Here is a 22,672-nt window from a genome sequence, read left to right as displayed (position 1 = left end):
GGAAATAGGATAATCCGCCTCCTCTTTTGTTTTGGGTTGGTACGGTTTTCTGAAGTTTTATCTACGCTGCAACTTTATGGCACATACGGCGGCAGTGAAAAGACCTTGTAATGCCCATCCGCATCCTTTTCCACAACGATCACATATTCCGTGATCGGCTCAGACAGCGTTTCACCGCAGCAGCCTGTGAATTCGAAGCGCTCGCCGTCTTTTGTCATGAATGTGACTCCAAACTCCACTCGCGAGTCTCTCTCCTTGACCTGGACAATCTCCATTACTTCCATGCAGACAAATCCGTTTTGTTCACATCCACGCTGCCATAAGGTGACATAGTCTGTAGGGGAAACATCTGGATTCATTTGGGCGAGTTCGGCATAACTTCCGCCATATAAATTTACAGCAGCTTGGTAATCTTGCTTCACCAGAGCGCCAAAGAACGATCGAAGGGCATTTTCTGCGCTGTTTATTGAGATGGACTCGGTGCAGGCTGCGAATAAGCTGATAAGTAATATCAGAGAGGTGGTTCTTTTCATACTTTCAATATACATCATTCAGCGAAATAAAAAAACACTCCATTTATCGATGGAGTATTCCAATGTATGGAAACAATTCAGGTACTAACCCAGGAATTCCTTTACTTTCTTCAGGAATTGGGCGGGGTCAACTGGCTTGGTGAGGTAATCTTCCGCGCCCTGCTTGATCCCCTTGACCACGCTTTTCGAGTCGTGTTCAGCGGAGACGATGATGACGGGAATATCGCGCAGCATGGAATCCTCTTTGACTTTCGCGAGAACCTGGAAACCATCCATGACAGGCATCATCAGGTCGAGCAGGACTAGGTCCGGTTCTTCGCTTTGGATTTTTTCCCAGGCTTCCTTCCCATTGGATGCGGTCAAGACTTGATACTCCGATCCTTCCATTGCCTGCTCCAGCACTTCGATGTTGAACGGCTCATCGTCCACGATCAGAACTGTTGCTTTGCTCATATTTCACCTCAGGTAATTTTTGATTTTTTGTTTCAAGAGATTTCCATCCACAGGCTTGGTGACGTAATCGTTACAGCCCGCCTCTTTTGCCTTTTCCGCATCTCCAACCATGGCGTAAGCGGATAATCCAATGATAGGAATATCCGCCATGCTACCACGGATTCGACGTGTGGCTTCATATCCGTCCATGATGGGGAGCGAGATATCCATGAGGATAAGGTCCGGCTTTTCTAATTGTGCCAGTGTAACGCCCTGAGCGCCGTTTTTGGCGAAGATCAGGTTGTAGTCGTCTTCCAGTAATTGGGTGATGAAGTTGATGTTGAGTTCAGTATCTTCTACGACCAGAATTGTCTTTTGAGAGTGCGCTTCGTTTTTCTCTTCTTCTTGTTTATTGGATTCTGTCAGGGCGGTTTCAGCTGAATGGACAGGTTCCACTATGGCGGCGGAAGAAGCGCTGTCTTTTTGATATTTAACTGGGAAAGTTAAGGTAAACGTTGAGCCTTCGCCCAACACACTGGCGGCGGTCAAATCCCCGCCAAGTAGACGGGCGAGGTTGCGGCTGATGGTGAGTCCCAGACCGGTGCCGCCGTATTGACGCGTGGTGGTCGTCTCCGCCTGTTGGAACTCTTCAAAGACGCGCCCCAGCGCTTCTTCGCTGATGCCAATGCCGCTGTCTTTCACCGAGATGCTGATCATCTCCCCTTCGAGTTTTTCCACCTTCAACAAGATCTTGCCTTCGTGTGTGAATTTGGCGGCATTGCTGAGCAGGTTGAGGATGATCTGTTTGATCTTGTCTTGATCGTTGAAGACCCAGCCGATGGTTTCATCCACTTGTTTTTCGAGCGTGACATTGGGTTTGAGCAGGGGAGTGGCGAGCGCCAAACATTGATCGGCAAAACCGCCCAAACTGAATTTGCCGGGGATGACATCCATACGCCCTGCTTCGATCTTGGCGATGTCTAGCACGGTGTTGATCAGACCTAGCAGATGCTGGGAACTGGTGAGAACTTTATCAAGATTGCTGATCTGCTTATCAGGCAATAATCCTTCCGCTTTGCCTTTGATGATCTGAGTGAAACCCATGATGGCATTAAGCGGCGTGCGCAGTTCGTGACTCATGTTGGCAAGGAAGGTGCTCTTGGCTTTGTTGGCTTGTTCTGCCGCGGCGCGGGCTTCTTCGGCGTCTGTGAAGAGACGTTTTGTCTCCTCAAACAGACGTACATTTTGAACGGCAGTTCCCATATTGGAAGCGATGGTTTCAAGCAGGTTTAAAGAAAGATCAGTGAAAGCATTCTCTTTTTTATAATCTGCAAGGGAGATTCCTCCGATCACTTCTCTGCCTGCCAATAGCGGGACCACCACCACGGATTTTGGAATATCATCTCCAATTGACCCCTGCCATCGATGCCAGAATTTTTCCACTTCATCGCCTCTGACCACCCATGAAACGCCTCCCCTTCTGGCAGAAGCGCGAAGCATGACCTTATAACTGTGTAAGTCAAAAATTTCTTCGGTGATATTGATTTGCTCGCCATTGCGAACCATATAAGGCGCGATGACACGTTCGGTCTCTTTATCGAAGATGGAAATGGCGATGTTGTTGATGTTCAGCGCTTCCTGTATTCTTTCACCCACCCGCTGAATCATGCTCTCCAAATCCCCGACTTCGGTCAGGGTCTGACCGATATTATTGATGATCTGCAATTCGGTGGCGCGTTGTTCGGTCTCTTTGAGTAGGCGCTGGGTTTCCTCGAAGAGACGCACGTTTTGAATGGCGGTACCCATATTCGAAGCAATCGTTTCAATCAAGCGGATTGGAAGATCGGTAAAGGCATTCTCTTTTTCATAGTCGACAATGGTGATCCCGCCAATCACCTCCCTCCCTGCAAGCAACGGCAACATGACAAAAGACTTTGCAATTTCATCCCCATAAGCTCCATACCTGAGCCAGATTTTTTCAGCATTTGTATTAATCACCCATGATCTGCCCCCGCCTCTCATGGAAAGGCGGATGCCCGCTCTATATTTTTCCATCGAAAAATGCTCGGCGTTTACCCGCTTTCCGTTTACATAAAGGTAGTGTGAGATTCCGAATTCGGATTTTGGATCAAAGACAACAATGCCAATGGTTTCCAGTTTCAGCGAGGTTCGCAGTCTGTCACCCACGCGTTCAAGTGTTGAGTTCAAATCGAGCCCGTCAGTTAAAGTCTGCCCGATGTTGTTGATGATCTGCAATTCGGTGGCGCGTTGTTCGGTCTCTTTGAGCAGACGCTGGGTTTCATCAAAGAGGCGGGCGTTTTGAATGGCAGTGCCCATGTTGGATGATATGGTTTCAAGCATGTCAATGGGCAGGTCGTTAAAGGCATTATCCCTTTCATCGTCTGCGATGGTAATGCCGCCGATCACCTCTCCGCCTGATAAGAGGGGGAATGCTGCAAAAGACTTCGGGAGCCCCAGAATTGCAAATTTTCGAATATATTTTTCAAGGTATTTTTCGCTGGTGTTGGCAACCCATGACTTACCTGCCCACCTTGCTGCAAAGCGAAGCCCGAACTTGAAGTTTTCTGCCGTATCTTCATTGGGTTCAATCCGCTGCCCTTTATGATAGATATACTGGGCAAGTATAGAATTAACTTCTGTAGTGGATACAGCAATTGCAATACTTTGGACTTTAAGAATTTCTTGTAATCTTTCTCCTACATGTTCAATCGTACTTTGCAAGTCAAGACCTTCGGTCAACGTCTGCCCGATGTTGTTGATGATCTGCAATTCGATGGTCCGTTTCTCGGTCTCTTTGAGCAGGCGCTGGGTTTCCTCGAATAGGCGCGCGTTTTGAATGGCTGTTCCCATATTTGCAGCAATGGTTTCCAGCATATTGGTCGAAACGTTATCGAACGCATTCTCGTTTTCAAAATCAGCTATGGTGATGCCGCCAATTGCATCTTTTCCTGCCAGTAAAGGCAGCAAGATAAAGGCTTTTGGAACCAAGTCATTTTCCAAGAAATCGCCTGCGAATTTATGCCAGCTTTTTTCGACATTGGTATTCACCACCCATGACCTGCCCTTGCCCTTCATGGACATGCGAATCCCCAGCCTGTATTTCCGGAACGAAAATCGATCTGCAGCAAATGAAGGTTGATCGCTGTAAAAATGCTGGGCAATAACGATATCGGTATTGGGATCGGCAATGGTGATCCCGATATATTTCACTCCAAGAACTTCACGTAATCGATCTGCAACATATTCGAGCGTGCTTTTCAGGTCCAGTCCCTCCGTCAAAGTTTGCCCGATGTTGTTGATGACTTGAAGTTCGGCAGCTCGCAGTTCTTTGTCTTTTACAAGCAGGAGATTTTCAGCAGACAGGCGCGCAATCTCTGCATCGCGCTGGGCGAGTTGCTTTTCCAGCGCGTGATGTTTGGACACACCTGTGTTTTTTGATTTCTTTTGGGGAGTTGCCTTCGTCTTCGTGCTTTTGGAAGATGTTCGCGCTGGCATTTCCGGCTACCCTTCAAAGTGGAGATAAGATCAACCCAAAAGTAACTTGCCTCTTAATTGGACTAATTGTACCTTTATTCTTGTGAGTTTAGCCTCTTATCAGAACGATCTCGCGCTGTGGGTCACCGATATACAAGGCGCCTTTTTCGGTCAGCACCACATCTTCTTCCAAGCCGATGTAGCCGTAATTGGGAACAGCAAGCCCCGGCTCGATGGTGAAGACCTGACCAGCTTCCAGTTTCTGATTGGGCGATTCTCCATATTTCTCCCATTGCGGACCGAGCAATGCGCCGCCGTCGTGAGCGACACGTCCCAGTTGATGACCGAGTGCATACATGTATTCGGGGTAGCCGGAGTCGGTGACGATCTCGCGCGAGATGGTATCAATCGAGTTCCCGGTCGCGCCGGGCTTCATGGCTTCGCGTGATTTTTCAATCGCCGTACGGATTGTGATGAATCCGCGCTGAACTTCGGGTGGGGCTTCGGTTTCCCCTTCGCGCAGGACGTAAGCCACGCGCTGAATGTCGGAACAGTACTCTTCGTATTTCACGCCAAAGTCGAAATGAATGACATGTCCGCGCTCGATTTTGATCTCTGTGGGACCTGTATGCCCGATTTCCTTGTTCGGTCCTGAATTCACAGCCGGGTTGTTCTCGTGAGACCAGGCATAACCGACTCCATATTCCTCCATCAACGCATGCATGTAGTTCGCTACTTCGATCTCGGTCATGCCGACTTTGATGAAGGCGAAGGTTTTCCTGTAGATTTCGTTGGTGATCTCAACCGCTCTTTGGATACGGGCAAGCTCGGCTTTGGTCTTGCGTCCGCGCATCGCGTTGATGACCGGCTCGGCGCTGATCAGGCGATCAGGGTAGGGCGTTCCGGCGAGATACTCAATGAGGAACTCGTACATGGCGTGGGTCAGGCCGTCGGCGTGGACGTTGTTCCGGGATGTGTTAACCGCTATCCGATCCGGGTTGAGGCGGGTGATGGTCTCGCGTAAAACTCCGCTCACGGCGGCGTCATACCCGATGACTTCGGAGTACACGTTCATCCGCTCAATGGCTTCTTTTTCGAGGTTACCAACGATGACGATCTTGTCGCCTCGCTTCGTGAGGATGAGCGCGGAGGGCCAGGTCAGGTCGTTTCCGCCGATGAGGAAGTCGAGCACGGGGTCGCGGACGCCGCTGGTCTCGCGGACGAAGGTAAGCCAGAGGTCGATATCCTGCGCTTTGAGAATTTCGATGGCTTGGTCGACCTTTTCCTGAATGAGGGACATGGGTTCTCCTTTTGGACGATTGACAATGGACGTTAGACCGTGGAATTCTATCGTCCATTGTCTGCGGTCCGTGGTCGTATTTTTCGCGGGTCCTTGACAAGGAATATAAGGATACCAAGCATTGCCAATGAGAGGATGGCGGAGATCATAAACGTGGGAACAAAACCCGCGCTGTCTGCGACCCAGCCGCCGAGGATGGGGGCGATGATGGTCGCCGGGGCGGTGAGGGTTTGCGCCAGCCCGATATAAATGGGGCGTTCGGATTCGCCTCCAAAATCCACGGTCATGGTCATGCTTATCGTCCAGAGTGAAACATTGGTCATGCCGGTGAGGATGAAGATTGGGTAGAACCATAGGATGGATGTTGCGTTCCATGCAAGGAACGCGCTCAACACGGCCGAGACGGCTCCAAGGATGAGCATGACGCGATGGCCGACTTTGTCTCCGAGCCAGCCCATGCCGATATTGGCAATGGTTTGTGAGATGGTCAACGTGGCGGTAAGGTAGCCCGCGATGACCGGGGTCATATTGAATTCTCGCAGCGCGTAAACGATATAGAAGGAAAATCCCATCGTGGCAAATTGCGAGAGGATGCGCACGCTGAGGAACCAGTTGAAGTTTCTATCGCGGCTCAGAACGCGTTTGGCATCGTCCCAGAAATGGGTTTTTTCTTCGGGGATGATTTTTTCTGTGTCTTCCGGCTCGCGCGTGGCGGCCAGGGCAAACCAGCTTGCGGTGAAAAGAATGCTTGCAAGGAAGAAACAGGTTGCAAAGTCCCAGGGGGAGGCGAGGGCGTTGAGCAGGTATCCTGCCCCTATGGCGGATATGCTTATGAAAAGATTCGCAAGCCCGGCCTGCATCCCGAAAAATGTCCCGCGCGAATCAGGCGGGATGATCTTCGAGATCATCGAGGTCCACGCGTTGGCGGTGAATCCTCCGCCGAGCCCCTGCCAGACCAGCATCAAAAAAGCGAGGAATAGTCCGGCCTTCAAGCCAATGAACGGCAACGCCAGCGCGACCAACGCCAGGCCAAGAAAGGGGATACGTTCGTGAATGGTCATCATCAGAACAGTGCGCTTGTATTGGCGGAGGCGCGACACATGACTCGCGGTAAAAAGTTGCGGGAGGAGCCAGCCTGCCGAGTGGATGGCCGGTACGAGGCCGATCAGAGTGGCTGAATCGGTCAGCGAGGCGACGAACAGGGGCAGGATGGTGCTGAACGATGCAAAGCCGAGTGCCGCGCCGAAGAGACTGCCGTCCCACAGGTTGGCGCTGATGTTGTGTTTCAGATTTTCGCGGATATTTTTCTCGAGGGTGGTGTATTGAAACATGGCTGAATTCTACATGATACGGCTTGACAAATATCCCATTTCAGATAAAATAAAAACGAACGTTCGTTCATTTTTGGAGATTGGAAAATCATGGCGACAAAGGCTAAGGAAACACCGACAAAGGGCGAGGTCACCCGGCTGGCGATCGAAGACGCCGCCGTCGAATTGTTCATCGAACAAGGTTATCACGCCACATCGATGCGGCAGATCGCGGATCGGGCTGGGCTTGCGCTGGGCGGAATCTACAACCACTTCGCCAGCAAGGAAGAGATCTTCGAAGCCATCGTCCTGGATAAGCACCCATACAAGAAGGTCCTGCCGCTGGTACTTGAAGCGCAAGGGGAGGATATGAAAGCCTTTTTGCAGAACGCGGTCAAGGTCACGCTTGGGGAACTTGGATCGGAACCGATGTACATGAAATTAATGTTCATCGAGTTTGTGGAATTCAACGGCAAACACGGCGCTTCGATCCTTTCGGAGATTGCGCCCAAAGTGCTGCCGGTGTTCGAACGAATGATCAAAGGCAGGAAGGAACTGCGCGTGACCAACCCCGCCCTGCTCATGCGTTCGTTTTTCGGGATGATCATATCCTACTTTATAACGGAAATGCTCATCTCCAAATCGGTGATCGGAAAACTAATGCCCAAAGACACCGCCGCTGCCTACACAGATATTTACCTTCATGGCATTCTCAGGGAGCCGGTATGAACTCGCGATTGACATCCATCATCCGTAAGGAATTCATCCAAATATTTCGGGACATGCGCACGTTGGTGATGATTCTCGTCATCCCCATCATGCAGTTGTTCCTGCTCGGCTACTCCGCCACGAACGACGTCCGCAACATTCCGCTTGCTGTCTTGGATCGAAGCCGCAGCGTTGAATCGCGTGCGCTGCTTGATTCCTATCGCGCCGCGGATTATTTCCGCATCGCTTACAGCGTGGATTCGGAGTCGGAGATCGAAGAACTCATCTCACGCGGCGAAGCGCGCGCAGCGGTCATCATTCCGCCGGATTACGCCCAGCGTCTCAGCGACGGGAATGCCCAAGTTGCCTTCATCCTCGACGGGTCCGACCCAACCAGCGCATCGACTGCGCTCTCGGCGGCGCAGCTCATCAGCCAGGCTCATTCCACCGAACTCCTCACCGAAAAATTTTCGCGCACAGGCTCGAATATTCGTGTTCAACCGCCCGTCGAAGTCCGCACGACCGTTTGGTACAACCCGGACATGGTCAGCGCTCACTTCATGATCCCCGGCGTGATCGGCATGATCCTTTATGCGATTGCAGCGATTCTCACGGCCACATCGGTCGTACGCGAGCGCGAGCGCGGAACCATTGAACAGCTTATCGTCACGCCAATCCGTTCGTGGGAATTGATCGTCGGCAAACTCATGCCCTACGTCATCCTCGGATTTATCAATACCATCGAAGTATTGGCGGTGGGGCATTGGTGGTTTGGTATGCCCATACGCGGCGACCTCGGATTGATTCTTCTGCTTTCGAGTGTTTTCCTTGTCACCGGCTTGGGCATCGGACTTTTCGCCTCGACCATTGCGAACACCCAGCAGGAAGCCATGCTCACTGTGTGGATGACGCTTTTGCCGAGCATCTTCCTCTCCGGCTTTTTCTTCCCGCTCGAAGCCATGCCGAAAATTCTGCAATGGCTTTCGTACCTGGTGCCTTTGCGATATTACCTGGTCATCATTCGCTCGCTCCTTCTCAAAGGTGTCGGTCTCGAGATGATCCAATTCGATGTCATCGCCATGACTCTCTTTGCCATTGGCATCATGACCGCCGCTGCGCTGCGATTTAGAAAACGACTCGATTAAATTCATTCCCCTTGCTTCCCCTCTCCTTCCGGGAGATGGCGGGAGTGAGGGTAAAGGAGATTTCCATGAATCACAAACGTCCACCCATTCCTGCGATTGTCATTGTTCTGTTGCTTGTTGCGTTGAGCATCTACTTTATCGTCACGCAAACGACCGGCGCAGATGAAACTGCTCTCACGGCCTCCGGCGCGATCGAGGCAGTACAAGTCAATATTGCGCCGGAAATTGCTGGAAAAGTAACCGAAGTCCTCGTCGAAGAAGGTCAATCTGTTTCGGTGGATCAAACGCTTCTGCGCCTGGACCCCAGCCTGCTGACTGCCCAGCGAGCCGTTGCCTCCGCCTCAGTAGATTCTGCCACCGCCGCCCTTGCCGCTGCCCAAACCAAATTTGATCAGACGCTCGAAACTTCTCTCGCCGCGCAAGCTGCACAACGCGCCAAAGATTGGCAGGTGACCGCTCCTGGCGAATTCGACCAGCCGAACTGGTACATCGAACAGGAACAGCAGATCGCCGCCGCCCAAGCCGAACTCGAAGCCGCGCAAGCCGCCATTGACGATGCGAATGCGAATCTCGAAAAAGTCATCACCGACTTGAAGAATTCCGATTATCTCCAAGCCGAACAGGACCTTGCCGAAGCACGCGCCGCCTTTGTCATTGCCGAGCAGGTCAAGGATCAGGCGTCCAATGCGTCCGACAGCGGCGGGTTGAATGAAGCTGCGCAGGATTACTATGACGACATCCTCTCGAACCTTGAAGATGCCGAAGAAGCTTATAACGACCTGATGAACAGCGATGAAGCGGAAGACGTGGAATACGCGCGCGGACAAGTTCTCGTTGCCCAGCAGCGATATGACGCCGCCTATGCCCGCCTGCTGACCCTGCAGACCGGCGCTGACTCACCCGCTGTGATCGCCGCTGCGAAGGAATTGGATAAGGCGAAATCCGCTCTTGCGCAGGCAGAAGCAGGTCTCGCCTTGATCGATGCGCAGATCGCCAAACTGGCGGTCAGTGCGCCCATGAACGGAGTCATCCTGACGCGCAACGTCGAACCCGGCGAATTCGTCCAACCTGGCGCAACGACGTTGACGATCGGTAACATCAACGAACTGACCATCACGGTCTACGTCCCCGAAAACCGCTACGGTGAAATATCGCTTGGGCAATCCGCGACATTGACTGTGGACTCTTTCCCGGACATGACGTTCGATGCAACTGTCATTCAAATTGCCGATAAAGCCGAATTTACCCCGCGCAATGTTCAAACCGTGGAGGGTCGCTCGAGCACGGTCTTTGCCATCAAACTCCGTGTGGAAGACCCGCAAGGCAAATTGAAGATCGGGATGCCTGCGGATGTGGTATTCAGTGAAAAGTGATCAGTAAGCAGCGATCGGTTGGCGCGTAAGGAGATGGCATGAAGCCGGTTTCATTTGATTGGTCGAAAATGAAGAACATCCAAAAGATTCATCGCGTGCTGTACGCCATCGGGCTGGGGCGGCTGATCGGCGGGATCATTCTTCTTTTGACCACCACAGGCAGAAAGTCCGGGTTGAAGCGGGTGACGCCTCTTCAATATGAAAAGATCGGCGTGGATTACTACGTCGGCGCGGCGCGCGGAGTTAAAGCGGATTGGGTGCGAAACATCCTTGCGTTTCCCCAGGTGGATGTCCGCGTAGGCGCGAAGCGATTTCATGGCGCTGCCGAAGTCATCACGGATCCATCACGCATCGCAGACTTTTTGGAAGTCCGTTTACAGCGGCATCCTCGCATGATCGGGTTGATTTTGGAAAAAGCGCATGGATTGCCGCGTCGTCCCAGCCGCGCGCAGTTGGAAGAGTTGGGACGCGGCGAGGCATTTGTGATCCTGCACCCAACATCATTTAGCGAGAATTGAAATGACGGATTATCTCGTCCATGCACAAGATTTACCTTAATAAAAAATCAATTTTAGAAATATTCAAGGAGCTGACTAATGAAAACATTTCAGGCGCACGGCTATTTCTTTCGGCAGGCTGCGATCATCACATTAATTTCAGGAATGTATCTGCATGTCACCAGCCTGTTTATCGGGCATGATTTGCTTCGACAATACATCCTGACCCCTGGATTCGATATGACGCTTGCATTTCCCATGACCTATGCAGGGATCGTCGGATGGCTTTCCTGGAAGCAGGTATTGTTTGAGCATGGCTGGGAAAAGTATTTCTACGGATTCATCCTGGTCTATTTCACGATCAGTATTCCAATTCACGTTCAGACCTTTCTGACCCAGAGCACAGCCTACATCAACAAGTTTCCCAACTGGTACAGCTATCCGATACTTGCCCTGATGACCTTCATGTTGATATTCATCTGGAGTCTTCGATACCGTTCCCAGCCTTTAGCGGTGTAGAGTGTTGCAATGTACAAGTTTCGCAGAACGACACTGATCTTGAACGCCCTGTATCTTGGTTTGACCGGTTTCGCGCAAATGATATTTGAATTATTAAGTCATTATCAAGGTATTGGTCCCTTGAGGGACATATTTACGAATTCCGTCTACACCATCGGCTTCTTCGAAGCACACGGTTTTGCCGTATTGACAGGCATCCTTACGATCACTGTCATGATCAAAGAAATGAAATCATACTGGCATTTATATCTGGCCGGCGTATCGTTTCTATTGGGCGGCTCGAACCTGCTTTATTGGGATAGTTTTGCACAAGTCGGGTTGGTCACGGCTGGGTATGTCGCAACGGCGCTTCATATCGTATTTTTTATCCTGCAATCGATTTGTTATGTGAAGGCTCGCTCCAACGCATAGAAATTTGTCTTGCGACAGGACGAGATAATGAAAAAAATGGAACTTCTGATTAATGCAAGCAACCTAATGAAATACTTTGGCTCCACTCAAGCGGTGAAGGGCGTTTCTCTCCAAATTCCGGCAGGAGAGATTTACGGGCTCGTCGGCTCGGATGGAGCGGGGAAGACGACGACGATGCGCTTGCTGGTCGGCGGGTTAAAACCCGATCACGGCTCCATTGAAATTTGCGGCTATGATGTATTGAAGGAAACCGAAGATGCGCGCTCGAACATTGGCTATCTTTCGCAGCGCTTTTCGATGTACGAAGACCTGACTGTGCTGGAGAACATCCGCTTCTTCGCCGAAGTGCGTGGACTTTCATCCTCCGAATGGCTGCCGCGTTCGATGGAAATCCTCGAATTCGTTGGCTTGGAAAAATTCAAAGACCGCCGCGCCGGGCAGCTCTCCGGCGGCATGAAACAGAAACTTGGGCTTGCCTCCGCGCTGGTCACTCGTCCGCGCTTGCTTTTGTTGGATGAACCCTCCACCGGCGTTGATCCCGTCACCCGGCAGGATTTCTGGCAATTGGTTATTAAATTAGTTGCTGTGTTCCCTTCTCCCTCTGGAAGAGGGGATAGGGGGGAGGGCGTCTCCGTCATCATCTCCACCCCCTACATGGACGAAGCCTCCCGTTGTCATCGCATTGGATTTATGAAAAACGGACGGATCATCGCCGAAGACACGCCGTCCAATTTGCGTAAACGCCTCAACGGGCGTGTGCTCGAACTGCGCGGCTCCCCGCTCAATACGCTTCGTCACGTCGCTCATGCGGATGTGGATGTGGAAGACGTGCAAGCCTTTGGAGATCGATTGCACATCCGCGTGGGCGAAGAAAAATCGAAGGCGGTATTGAAGCGCTTGAAGGCTGAGATCAAACAGGCGGGCGGTCGTGTGGATGAACTTCGCTCTGTGCCGCCCGTGCTCGAAGATGTATTTATCGCGTTATCGGACCATGAATATGTGGGTGCGTCGCCCACCCTGGAAAGGAATGGATCATGATTAACCTCGATTTAAACGCATTGATCGACCGTCCTCAAAAGGATGTCTTTGCATTTGTTGCCAACCCCAATAACATGTCGAAATGGAACTCCGCTGTTGTAGGTTTGGAACAGGTTACGCCGGGCGCAGTGGGCACAGGGACAAAATTCAAAAGCATTGGCGAAATGATGGGACGCCGCATCGAAGGCGAAATGCAGATCACCGCTTATGAGCCTGATACGAAATGCGGTTTTCAGATCAATGCCGGACCCATGCAGGTCAACATCACGCTTTCTTTCAAGACCGTCGGCACGGGCACGAAGATCAATCTTAATGCGCAGGGCAACCCTGGGGGTTTGTTCAAACTTGCCGAAGGCGTGCTTGCGGGTCGTGTCAAAGCCATGATGGAAGAAAACCTTGCCCGCCTGAAAACTGTCCTTGAAAAGGGAGCGTAAATGTCCTTACCTGTCATCTACGTCGAAAATCTCACGCGGCGCTTCGGCGATTTCACCGCGGTGGATCACCTCAACTTCGAAGTGAACGAAGGCGAGGTGGTCGGCTATCTCGGACCCAACGGTTCTGGCAAGACCACCACCATCCGCATGCTGTTGGGTCTGCTTGCGCCCAGCGAAGGCGAGGCGACGGTGCTTGGCTATGATGTCGTCCGCCAGAGCGAGGAAGTCCGCGCGCGGGTGGGGTACATGTCGCAGAAGTTTGCGATTTACGACGACCTGACGACATTGGAAAACCTGACCTTCTACGGTGGCGTCTATGGCATTACGGATAAAGACCGCATCACGCAGACGTTGGAACTGGTCGGCCTTACCGGGCATGAATCCACGCTGACGAGGGATCTCTCCACCGGCTGGCGACAGCGGCTGGCGCTTGCCATCGCGCTTGTCCATCAACCCAGGTTGCTCTTCCTTGACGAACCCACATCGGGAGTCGACCCCACAGCCCGCCGTGCCTTCTGGGATTTGATCTATCAACTCGCCGAAAATGGCGTGACCATCTTCGTCACCACACACTACATGGACGAAGCCGAATACTGCGAACGCGTCGGTGTGATGCGCGACGGCAAACTGCTGGCGATGGATACGCCGACGAATTTGAAGAAGTCCGTTATCAAAGGCGATGTGTGGGAAGTGTTTGCGCATCCGCTCGAGCAGGGATTGGAACACCTGCATGAGCTGGAAGGCGTGGAACGCGTCGGGTTGGCGGGGGACCATTTACGGGTCATCAGCCAACGGGTCAGCGATGAGGCGATGCAAAACTTATTGAGAAAGAAAAAAATTCAGGTGGAAAAAATCGAGAGAGGGGAGCCCACCCTGGAGGATGTCTTTTTGGCATTGGCGAGATGAAAAGGTAGGGGCGGGATTACCCCGCCCCTACAGATTTATTGTTCGGGGGTGACGATCGCCATGATGAGATAGACCAGCAGCATGGCGCCGTTGAAGGTAAAGAATCCCAGCACGAATAACAGCCGGACGACGGTGGGGTCGATGTTGAGATAGTCGCCCAAACCGGCACAGACACCCGCGATCATGCGGTTGGATTTGCTCCGCGTGAGTACTTTAATATCGCTCATTGTTCGCTCCTTTCGTAATATCTACTTGCTTTACGCAGGCAAACGAAAAGAGTTGCGGGTTATTTGTATTTCCTTCCCTCCAGATAATTGGCAACAGCTGCATACAGCAGGAATGCACCCAAAGCAATGAAGAGAGCAGCCTGCAAGCCGAGCCACTTCAACTGCCACACGCCGAAACCCGCAAACGCCGCACCGACCAGCCCGTAAAAAATAGCATTGCGCATGTAAACCAAGCCGACGCGTTCCGATTGGAATAGATTGCGGGCGGTTAGTTTTTCCAGTTTGTGAGTTTCCTCCTCGTGGCGGTTTTTACAGGCAAGCACATCGTCCACAACGGCGGCGCAGTCGGAGCAAAGCCCGCGCTGACAGTATTTACAGATGCCGACAGCGGGGTCAGCCGGATGGTAGAAACAGTTCATTTTATTCTCCGATCACCTGCAAGACCAGCTCCCTTTTGCGGGGTTTGTTATCGAAATCCACGAAGATGATCTGCTGCCAGGTACCGAGTGTCAGGCGCCTGGCAATGAAGGGAATGGTTAATGAAGGACCAAGCATGCTGGCGCGTACATGGCTGTGACCATTTCCGTCGCCCCACCTCGAGTTGTGGGCATACTCGCGATTTGGCGGGATGATCTCATCGAAGAGGCGTTTCAGGTCGCTCAGCGCACCGGCTTCGTATTCGATGGTCGTCACGCCGCTTGTGGAAGATTGGCAGAAGATCGTTACAATCCCGTTCGTGATCCCGCTTCGCGCGACCTGGCTGGCGACCTGATCGGTGATATCGTGAATATCTGCATTTCCCCGTGCAGACAAATGAATGGTTAAGGATTTTACCGTCATGCCCCGATTATATCTTTACAACCGGGTGTCTCAATACGGTCTTCATATTTTCCGGCGCAGCCTTGCGCGGGTCGCTCATGTAAATTTCGTGATGCTTGCCGCCAATCGGTCCGACGCTATCCTTGAGCCCATTCTCTACCATGAACTCCTTCATCCGGTCGATGGTTGCGGGTTCGGTGGCGTAGGGTCCGATGTGCATGGTTTGAACGCACAAACCTTCCTCGAAGTGGGTCAACCGCGCTTTATTGAGAGCATCTGTCCCGCCTCTCTTCTTGCGAACTTGTTCGCGTGCTTCCCCGAATATCTCCGGAGTGACAATGTCTGGCTGCATGATCATCAATGTGTAGAACCAGTTATCTTTTCTGAAGATGTCAAAGTTGCCGTCCTCCACCCACCACAAACCTTCCAATGCCATGACCGGATAATCGATGGCGTTCGTCTTGCGCTTCTTGAACATGAACTTGAGCGTATACGATAGGTTGTACAGTGCCTGAGTCGCCTCTGCAAAGGCAGGTGACTTGCCCGGTTCTGATCCCTTCTCGATAAAACCGTCGATCATGACAAATTGTAGGTTTGGTACATGGAGCGCCTCGATCTTCTTCGCCGAGGGCTGGTAGAGCGGTTTGTACTGTTTTTTTAGGTCAAGGACTTTCATGTCAACCTCCGTTGTTTCTTTCCTGCAGCAGTTTATCGAAATCTTTTTCGAGCAGGTATTGATAGGCGAGCGGCTTGCCGTCCAAAACCGTGCCAAAGACGCCATATGCGAATGGAGAACGTTCCTGCACTTCCTTCGCCGTTTTCAATTCGACCACTTTGGCTTCGATACCGCGCGACTCTGCAAAGGTCAGGATGGCATACGTGCCATTTTCGATGTAGGGACATTGCGGCGTGCGGATGATCGTCAACCCGCGACCGAAGGCTTTGGCGCGTGCATCCCAGTCACTGGGCAGAGTCGGCTTAGAGCCCGTCCTGAGCGCGGTCGAAGGGGTGGATTCGAACCGATCAACCATCAATTGAAACGATGGCGGCGCCGAAGCCACTTCCGTGAATCCGTTGCGTTCAAAGATTTCCCTTCCAGCCAGCCAGGTGAGACTGCTGGTGAGCATGGCTACCCCTTTCAGCTTTTGCGCATGGGCATCCTTGATACATTCATCGATCAGGACTTTGCCGTAGCCCTTGCCTTTGCCTTTTCCCACCACCCAAAGGCAGTGGATGAACATATATCCTTTCGCCTTGACCGCGCGCCAGGCAAACTCGCCGGGGATGTATTCGATGAAGGCTGTGTCGCGCCCGCCGGTCTCGTGAATGACCTTGATCTTCATGCCTTCTGTGAATCGCGATTCGAGCCAGTCGCGTTTTTGTTTGTAGCCCGGTTCCTTGCGCTTGCTCATGTAGCAAAAGAAGCCGGACTCGTCAATGTTACCTGCATTTACGGTTTTGATCTCAAATCTTACTTTCATGTTACCTCTTTTATTTCACCACGGAAAGAAAGTCCGCGACGATCTTGGCAAATTCATCCGGCTGTTCTTCGAAAGAGAAGTGACTTGCGCTTTCGATCACGACAAATTCGGCATTGGGGATTGCCTCTTGATAAATGCGGCTGGCGGCTTCGCTTTGCAGGTCGTTTGTGCCGTGGATGACCAGCACGGGGGCGGTGACAGCCTTCAACGCATCGCGGTAGTCATGCCGCTGCCCCATGCTGACGTATTGCGCCCACACCATCCATCCGCCGGATCTTCCCTGAGGCGGGGTCTGGACAGGGACATCCACCACCTGGATGTAATACTCCCCATATTGCTCGTTCATTGCCACCAGGTCTTCTTCCGATTTTTGGAAGAGCGTGTTGAAATCCATGTACTCCGCCATGAATTCATCGAACTCGGCTTGTTGATCGGCGGGGAGCTTTTCTCGCACCGAGGTGAACAAGTCGCTTTCTTCATCCGGCTGCGGCATGACCATCATATTAGCTGGGGAGATCAGGATCAGTGCCTCGACATGATCTGGGAATTCAGCCGCGTAGAGCGAGGCGAGGAATCCACCCCACGAATGACCGATGAGGATCAATTTGTCGTCCCCCAGAATCTGTCGGATGCGTTCGATGTCCGCGATCTGTGCGCCCAATCCGAGGGTTTTGTCGAGTATTATCATGTTTTCATACATGTTCTGAGACTCGAAACGGTCGATCGGTCTGGTGGATTCTCCGCAGCCGCGTTGGTCGTAGTAGTGAAATTGAAATTCACCGGTTAGCGGCGCGAGTCCGCTCATGGGTTCGAGGAAGGGCAAACCGGGTCCGCCGTGAATGACAAGCACATTACGGCCATCTCCAACGACAAAGTGATGAAGTTCGATCCCCGGCTCGACGAGCCAGGTTTCGGAGTTTTGCAGTTGTTCCGGCGGTGTGAGCGGCGCGTTCAGGTTTTTTTCGCTCCGTACCATGCCCGGCATATACAACGGCTGGGTGGACATGTACCAAATCCCGCCCAGAACAAGAATTATCACAGAGAGAATGACTCCCAAAGTGATGAATAAAAATTTTCGTTTCATGATCTTTCCTTTTTATCAGCCATATTTACTTTTGGTTTCTTCAAGCCATTCTGCCACCATCGTTCGCAACTCCGTCGGTTCCAATACCTCCACCGCTGGGCCATACATCAACGCGGAACTCGCCGCCCATTCGAGCGTGGGCGCATGGAATGTGACCTTCACCGAGCCATCCGCTTGCGGCTCGACGGTGCGCCAGTAGGATTGATTGCCCGCGACCAGATTGGCGAATTCCGCTTCAAAGCGCAGGAGGGCGGTGATCTGGGGTTGTGCCTGCATTTCATTCTTGAGATAATCTTGCAAATCGAAATCAGCGGGTTTGGTGAAGGATGTCACCGACAACGAAACTTCGGCGATCCGATCGACACGGAAGGTGCGGACTTCTTTATGCACATGGCAGAAGCCGATGACGTACCACCAGCCCCAGCGATGGACGAGCGCATATGGGTCGAGTCCGCGCTTTGCAGGATGCGGCACCTGGCTGCTTTGGTAATTCATTTCCACGCTTCGGCTTTCGCGGATGGCGCGGCGGAGTTTTTCGAGGACGGGCGTCTGCGCCTTCAAATCGGCGCGGTGCATACCGGTGGCAACCAGCGACCCGCGCGCCCATGCCACTTCACGCGCCTGTTCTTCGGGCAATAGGTTTTCCAGTTTTGCAAGCGCGCCTTGAGCGGCATCACGATATAGGTCGCCCCACAATTCCCGCACCAGACCCGTTCCGAGTACCACGGCTACGGCTTCTTCCAATGTGAAAACCAGCGGCGGCATTTTGTATCCGCGCACGAGCGAGAATCCGCCGTACGGTCCACGCTCCGAATAGACTGGGATTCCCATTTCATCGAGCATCTCGAAATATCGGTGGACGGTGCGCAGGGACACGCCCAATTTCTCTGCCAGTGCCGACGCTTTCTGGTTGGGCTGGTTTTGCAGGAGGAAAATAAGCGTGATGAGGCGGGTGGCTGTGGTGTGCATGTGTCACATCCTTGAGAAATATAAAGCGGGTATATGTCAAATCATGACATATACCCGCAGACGAAAATACTAACCTTCCTACCCTTTTCGGATGACATCCTTCCCGTACTTTGCCTGGAGCTCATCCACCACCACTTGCAATTTCCGGGATTTTTCGCTTCCGACATCCCATAAGCTGAGTTGCCGCACCGGAGCTCCGATTCCGCTGACGCCGACGCCGATCAACCTGACGGCTTGATCCGGCTTGCGGACGGCGTTCATCAATTTGACCGCCGCGCGGTAGATCTCGTCCTCGTTGTCCGTTAAAGTCGGCAGTGTGACTTGTCTTGTCAGCGTGGTGAAATCGGGCCAGCGGATCTTTATTTTCACTGTCTTTCCGGCGAGATCGTTTTTGCGTAACTGCAGCGCAACATCGTGTGATTGTTCCCGCAGGGTCTTGAGCAGGTGTTTCTCGTCGCGGATATCCACATTGAATGTGGTTTCCTGGCTGACGGATTTCGTTTCGTATTCCGTGACGATGGGGCGGTTGTCAATGCCGTTGGCGTGACGCCACAGGTCGCGTCCGTTCTCGCCAAAGAGGCTGACCAATTCTTTTTCGGGCCAGCGGGCAATATCCCCGATCGTGTGGATGCCGAGTTCAGCGAGCCGCGCATTCGTTTTTGGTCCCACCCCCCAGAGCATGTCTGCGGGGAGGGGAGCGAGAAACTCTGCTTCTTCCCCGGCGGGGACAACTGTAAAACCAAACGGCGGTTCGTTCTTTCTTTTGCTCGATTTCTTGCCAACCTCCGTCGCAATCTTCGCCACGAGTTTATTGGATGCGATTCCGAGACTCGAGGGGAGATTCAGCTCGGTTCGGATCGCAGTTTGCAGGTCCAGGGCGAGGCGCGAGGGGGATTCGGAAAGTTCCGAAATGTCGAGGAAGGCTTCGTCGATGGAGATCTGTTCCACCAACGGAGTCAAATTCCGCAGTTTTTCCATCACCTTTTCGGAATATTCGCCGTAAAGTCTGTGCCTACCCGGTACGATGATCAGGTCGCGACAAAGACGCACAGCCCGGGACATGGGCATGGCCGAGCGGATCCCCAATGCGCGGGCGGCATACGAACAGGATGCGACCACACCGCGTTCATCCGGTTTACCACCAACGGCAAATGGTTTCCCGCGCAGCTGCGGATTCTGGATCTCTTCGACGGAACAGTAGAACGCATCGAGGTCGAGATGGAGGATCGTGCGGGCCATGAGGTGATTATAGTGCAGCCGGGATGGTCTCAAGAACGGACGAAAACGGGAAAAATTGACCACCAAATTGTTTTGAATTCATTATTGAACAATTATTAAAGAAAAGTTATACTAGGCAAGCGTATAGTCAAAACGGAACATTTTGCAGAACCTTTACGTCCATACTCCGTATTGGCTTGATGGAGGAAGAAATGAGACTTGTTATAAGAACGATTTCGACACTGCTCCTGCTTGCGATTCTGATGACTCTTGCGCCGGGTGGATCATCCACCGCAGGCGCGGCAAGTTGTTATTGGGCGCAGTTCGTTGCAGATGTGACCATCCCCGACGGGACGAACTTTGCCGCGAATACTGCGTTCAAGAAAACCTGGCGCATCAAGAACATCGGCTCCTGCGCGTGGGGGGGCGATGTCTCGCTGATCTTCGACAGCGGTGAGCGTATGAACGCGCCTGCCTCGCTCACCCTGCCCACGACGGTAAACCCGGGACAGACGGTCGACATCACAGTCGATATGACTTCGCCTGCCAACGCCGGTCACTACTTCGGCTATTGGAAATTCAAGACCACGAACTTCGGCGGTTTGACCTTCGGCATCGGTTCGAATCAAAATAAATCCTTCTGGGTTGAGATTCGAGTCAGCGGCGGTTCGACTGGAGCAGGGTATGACTTCACCGTCAACGCGCCCTCAGCCCAATGGTCGAGCGGAGTTGGGGCGTTTACGTTCCCCGCTCCCGATGGCAGCGCGAACGGATTTGCTTTCAAAGTGGATCAACCTAAACTCGAGAGCGGCGTGACTTCTGCTCAAGCCGGTTTGTTGATGGCGCCGAATAACGTCACGAACGGATTCGTCAAAGCCACTTATCCCGCCTTCCGGGTTCAAAATGGCGACCGGTTCCAAGCCACCATTGGCTGTGAATACGGCGCGACAAATTGCTATGTTGCATACAGCCTGTATTACAAGGTCGGCAACGGACCTGAGACCACATTCTGGACGTTCCGGGAAAAGTACGAAGGCTGGACGTATAACGTCAACCTTGATCTGAGCAGGCTTGCCGGGCAGGATGTTACCTTTGTTCTCGTCACCTCCGCCTACGGTTCCCCGACCGGTGACCGGGCTTTGTGGGTGAATCCGATCATTGCACGCGTTGGTGGCGGTAATATTACTCCTCCGCCCCCCCCGCCTCCTACCGGCAATAAATACGATTTCGGCACGGGATCTTCTCCGCTGGCATCTGGATATAACCGAGTCACAGAAACGACGAATATTTCGGGAGGTAATTTTGGCTGGACCGATACATCTGGACTGGAATCGCGTGATAGAACCACTCTGGCAGACGACCTGAATCGCGACTTTGTCATGCATGTGTCCGCTCCCAGAACCTTCAAAGTGAACCTCACCAACGGCACATACACCGTTAACGTTACGATGGGAGATAAAGATTTTGCCCACGACAACATGATTGTCAAGGCAAATGGAACTACGGTTCTTGGTGATGTGGATTCTGCCGCCGGCGCGTTTACCAGCAATACTTTCAACGTTGCCGTCACTGGAGGTTCCCTGTCCCTTGAATTTTCCGATGGGGGTGGCTCGGACCCGACGTGGGTCGTGAATTCCCTTGTAGTAACACCCACATCAACGGTCACACCCATTCCTAACGCCTGTGATCGCGCCCAGTTCATCGCAGATGTTACGGTGCGGGATGGAACTGCCTTCGCGCCCGGCATCGGCTTTAGCAAGACCTGGCGCTTGAAGAACGTCGGCACCTGCACTTGGACGAACTATAGCATCATGTTCGACAGCGGTGAAAAGATGGGCGGACCTGATTCCGCGCTCATCCCCGCCTCGGTCGCTCCGGGTCAAACCGTTGACATCACCCTTGCATTGACCTCGCCCACCACCGCCGGGACGTATCGAGGTTATTGGAAACTCAAGAATAACACCGGCGTGCCATTTGGCATCGGCTCGGCCGGCACGAAATCCTTCTGGGTCGAGATCAAGGTAACCGGGACCGGCATCGTCCCGAATACGCCGACCAAAACAACGACGCCCGGAACGCCTTCCACTCCTGCAACAGCCATGCCGGGAACGATCTATGACTTCGCTGCAAACGTTTGCGCTGCAAAGTGGTATAGCGGCGCGGGTGAACTTCCATGCCCCGGCGCGGATGGCGATGCGAGAGGATTCGTCCTGATCGCGAATCCATCACGAATGGAAAACGGGGTGACCGACGCCCGCACGGGTCTGATCACCTATCCACAGAACATCAATAACGGATACATTCAAGGCATCTATCCCTCCTACCTGGTGAAATCCGGCGACAAGTTCCGGGCTACGATCGGATGTGAGAGCGGCGCGACATCCTGCTACGTGGTCTTCCGCCTCGATTATTCCATTTCGGGAACGTCCTCGGTCGTTACATATTGGGCCTTCGTTGAAAGATACGAGGGGCAGGTGTACAATGCTGAAATCGACCTATCGTCGCTTGCCGGGCAGAATGTAAAATTCATCCTTACGGTTCTTTCTACGGGATCTGCTGTTGGCGACCGCGCGCTTTGGGTTTCGCCCATCATCTATAACGCATCTTCCGGCTCGCAGCCGGCTACCGCCACATCCACCGGAACCGCGACACCCACGGCTACATCAACGACTGGACCAACCTTCACTGCCACCAATACTACGACGGCTCCATCCGCAACAGCAACACAGACCGCCACCGGGACACCCACGCCGACCAATACGCCGTAAACGGG

The 22,672-nt window shown here is 52.7% G+C and carries 23 protein-coding genes; 10 read left to right on the top strand and 13 right to left on the bottom strand.

What is annotated here, in order from left to right:
* Positions 1–74 precede the first annotated feature (74 nt).
* From HS100_19390 to HS100_19370, 5 genes are all read right to left on the bottom strand, one after another.
* On the bottom strand, positions 75–533 hold the full coding sequence (locus HS100_19390) for a hypothetical protein (protein MBE7436089.1): 459 nt from the start codon (positions 531–533) through the stop codon (positions 75–77).
* An 84-nt stretch (positions 534–617) separates the two neighbouring features.
* Complete coding sequence (locus HS100_19385; protein MBE7436088.1) at positions 618–986, bottom strand: response regulator; 369 nt, start codon at positions 984–986, stop codon at positions 618–620.
* A gap of 3 nt (positions 987–989) precedes the next feature.
* Positions 990–4,481, bottom strand: a complete 3,492-nt coding sequence (locus tag HS100_19380) for a GAF domain-containing protein (GenBank protein MBE7436087.1) — start codon at positions 4,479–4,481, stop codon at positions 990–992.
* Positions 4,482–4,569: 88 nt separating this feature from the next.
* Entirely contained in the window at positions 4,570–5,760 is a 1,191-nt protein-coding gene (locus HS100_19375) for an aminopeptidase P family protein (GenBank protein MBE7436086.1), read from the bottom strand.
* A 47-nt stretch (positions 5,761–5,807) separates the two neighbouring features.
* Positions 5,808–7,091 carry an MFS transporter gene (locus HS100_19370; GenBank protein ID MBE7436085.1) on the bottom strand — a complete coding sequence of 428 codons (1,284 nt, stop codon included), beginning with the start codon at positions 7,089–7,091 and terminating at the stop codon, positions 5,808–5,810.
* 90 nt (positions 7,092–7,181) lie between these two features.
* Here HS100_19370 and HS100_19365 point away from each other — a divergent pair, with 90 nt between their 5' ends.
* From HS100_19365 to HS100_19325, 9 genes are all read left to right on the top strand, one after another.
* Positions 7,182–7,799, top strand: a complete 618-nt coding sequence (locus tag HS100_19365; GenBank protein ID MBE7436084.1) for a TetR/AcrR family transcriptional regulator — start codon at positions 7,182–7,184, stop codon at positions 7,797–7,799.
* Positions 7,796–8,923 carry an ABC transporter permease gene (locus HS100_19360; GenBank protein MBE7436083.1) on the top strand — a complete coding sequence of 376 codons (1,128 nt, stop codon included), beginning with the start codon at positions 7,796–7,798 and terminating at the stop codon, positions 8,921–8,923. The genes HS100_19365 and HS100_19360 overlap by 4 nt, the downstream gene beginning before the upstream one ends.
* 65 nt (positions 8,924–8,988) lie before the next feature.
* Positions 8,989–10,296: an efflux RND transporter periplasmic adaptor subunit gene (locus HS100_19355; GenBank protein MBE7436082.1), complete on the top strand. Its 1,308-nt coding sequence runs from the start codon at positions 8,989–8,991 to the stop codon at positions 10,294–10,296.
* 38 nt (positions 10,297–10,334) lie between these two features.
* Positions 10,335–10,814 carry a nitroreductase family deazaflavin-dependent oxidoreductase gene (locus HS100_19350; GenBank protein MBE7436081.1) on the top strand — a complete coding sequence of 160 codons (480 nt, stop codon included), beginning with the start codon at positions 10,335–10,337 and terminating at the stop codon, positions 10,812–10,814.
* Between the two features lie 78 nt (positions 10,815–10,892).
* The gene (locus tag HS100_19345; protein ID MBE7436080.1) at positions 10,893–11,312 is read left to right on the top strand and encodes a hypothetical protein; all 420 of its coding nucleotides are present in this window, start codon (positions 10,893–10,895) and stop codon (positions 11,310–11,312) included.
* A 9-nt stretch (positions 11,313–11,321) separates the two neighbouring features.
* Complete coding sequence (locus tag HS100_19340) at positions 11,322–11,723, top strand: hypothetical protein (protein ID MBE7436079.1); 402 nt, start codon at positions 11,322–11,324, stop codon at positions 11,721–11,723.
* Positions 11,724–11,759: 36 nt separating this feature from the next.
* A complete protein-coding gene (locus HS100_19335; GenBank protein MBE7436078.1) occupies positions 11,760–12,761 on the top strand; it encodes an ABC transporter ATP-binding protein in 1,002 nt (333 codons plus the stop codon).
* Positions 12,758–13,195: an SRPBCC family protein gene (locus HS100_19330; protein ID MBE7436077.1), complete on the top strand. Its 438-nt coding sequence runs from the start codon at positions 12,758–12,760 to the stop codon at positions 13,193–13,195. Before HS100_19335 ends, HS100_19330 begins: the two co-directional genes overlap by 4 nt.
* A complete protein-coding gene (locus HS100_19325) occupies positions 13,196–14,101 on the top strand; it encodes an ABC transporter ATP-binding protein (GenBank protein ID MBE7436076.1) in 906 nt (301 codons plus the stop codon).
* A gap of 35 nt (positions 14,102–14,136) precedes the next feature.
* On the opposite strand, the gene HS100_19320 is transcribed toward HS100_19325, so the two are convergent.
* From HS100_19320 to dinB, 8 genes are all read right to left on the bottom strand, one after another.
* Complete coding sequence (locus HS100_19320) at positions 14,137–14,328, bottom strand: PspC domain-containing protein (GenBank protein MBE7436075.1); 192 nt, start codon at positions 14,326–14,328, stop codon at positions 14,137–14,139.
* 59 nt (positions 14,329–14,387) lie between these two features.
* Entirely contained in the window at positions 14,388–14,747 is a 360-nt protein-coding gene (locus tag HS100_19315; protein MBE7436074.1) for a hypothetical protein, read from the bottom strand.
* Between the two features lies 1 nt (position 14,748).
* Positions 14,749–15,168 carry a YjbQ family protein gene (locus HS100_19310; GenBank protein ID MBE7436073.1) on the bottom strand — a complete coding sequence of 140 codons (420 nt, stop codon included), beginning with the start codon at positions 15,166–15,168 and terminating at the stop codon, positions 14,749–14,751.
* 7 nt (positions 15,169–15,175) lie between these two features.
* Entirely contained in the window at positions 15,176–15,823 is a 648-nt protein-coding gene (locus HS100_19305) for a GyrI-like domain-containing protein (GenBank protein MBE7436072.1), read from the bottom strand.
* Between the two features lies 1 nt (position 15,824).
* Complete coding sequence (locus HS100_19300) at positions 15,825–16,628, bottom strand: GNAT family N-acetyltransferase (protein ID MBE7436071.1); 804 nt, start codon at positions 16,626–16,628, stop codon at positions 15,825–15,827.
* A gap of 10 nt (positions 16,629–16,638) precedes the next feature.
* Positions 16,639–17,712 carry an alpha/beta fold hydrolase gene (locus tag HS100_19295; protein MBE7436070.1) on the bottom strand — a complete coding sequence of 358 codons (1,074 nt, stop codon included), beginning with the start codon at positions 17,710–17,712 and terminating at the stop codon, positions 16,639–16,641.
* Between the two features lie 15 nt (positions 17,713–17,727).
* A complete protein-coding gene (locus tag HS100_19290; GenBank protein MBE7436069.1) occupies positions 17,728–18,681 on the bottom strand; it encodes a YafY family transcriptional regulator in 954 nt (317 codons plus the stop codon).
* Between the two features lie 78 nt (positions 18,682–18,759).
* Entirely contained in the window at positions 18,760–19,920 is a 1,161-nt protein-coding gene (dinB, locus tag HS100_19285) for a DNA polymerase IV (protein ID MBE7436068.1), read from the bottom strand.
* Between the two features lie 191 nt (positions 19,921–20,111).
* On the opposite strand from dinB, the gene HS100_19280 reads away from it, so the two are divergent.
* The gene (locus tag HS100_19280; protein ID MBE7436067.1) at positions 20,112–22,667 is read left to right on the top strand and encodes a hypothetical protein; all 2,556 of its coding nucleotides are present in this window, start codon (positions 20,112–20,114) and stop codon (positions 22,665–22,667) included.
* Positions 22,668–22,672 lie beyond the last annotated feature (5 nt).

The sequence above is a fragment of the Anaerolineales bacterium genome, from assembly GCA_015075725.1.
Classification (GTDB): domain Bacteria; phylum Chloroflexota; class Anaerolineae; order Anaerolineales; family Villigracilaceae; genus Villigracilis.
Note: the sequence above shows the minus strand (reverse complement) of the source record. Positions and strands in the feature narration are given on the sequence as shown.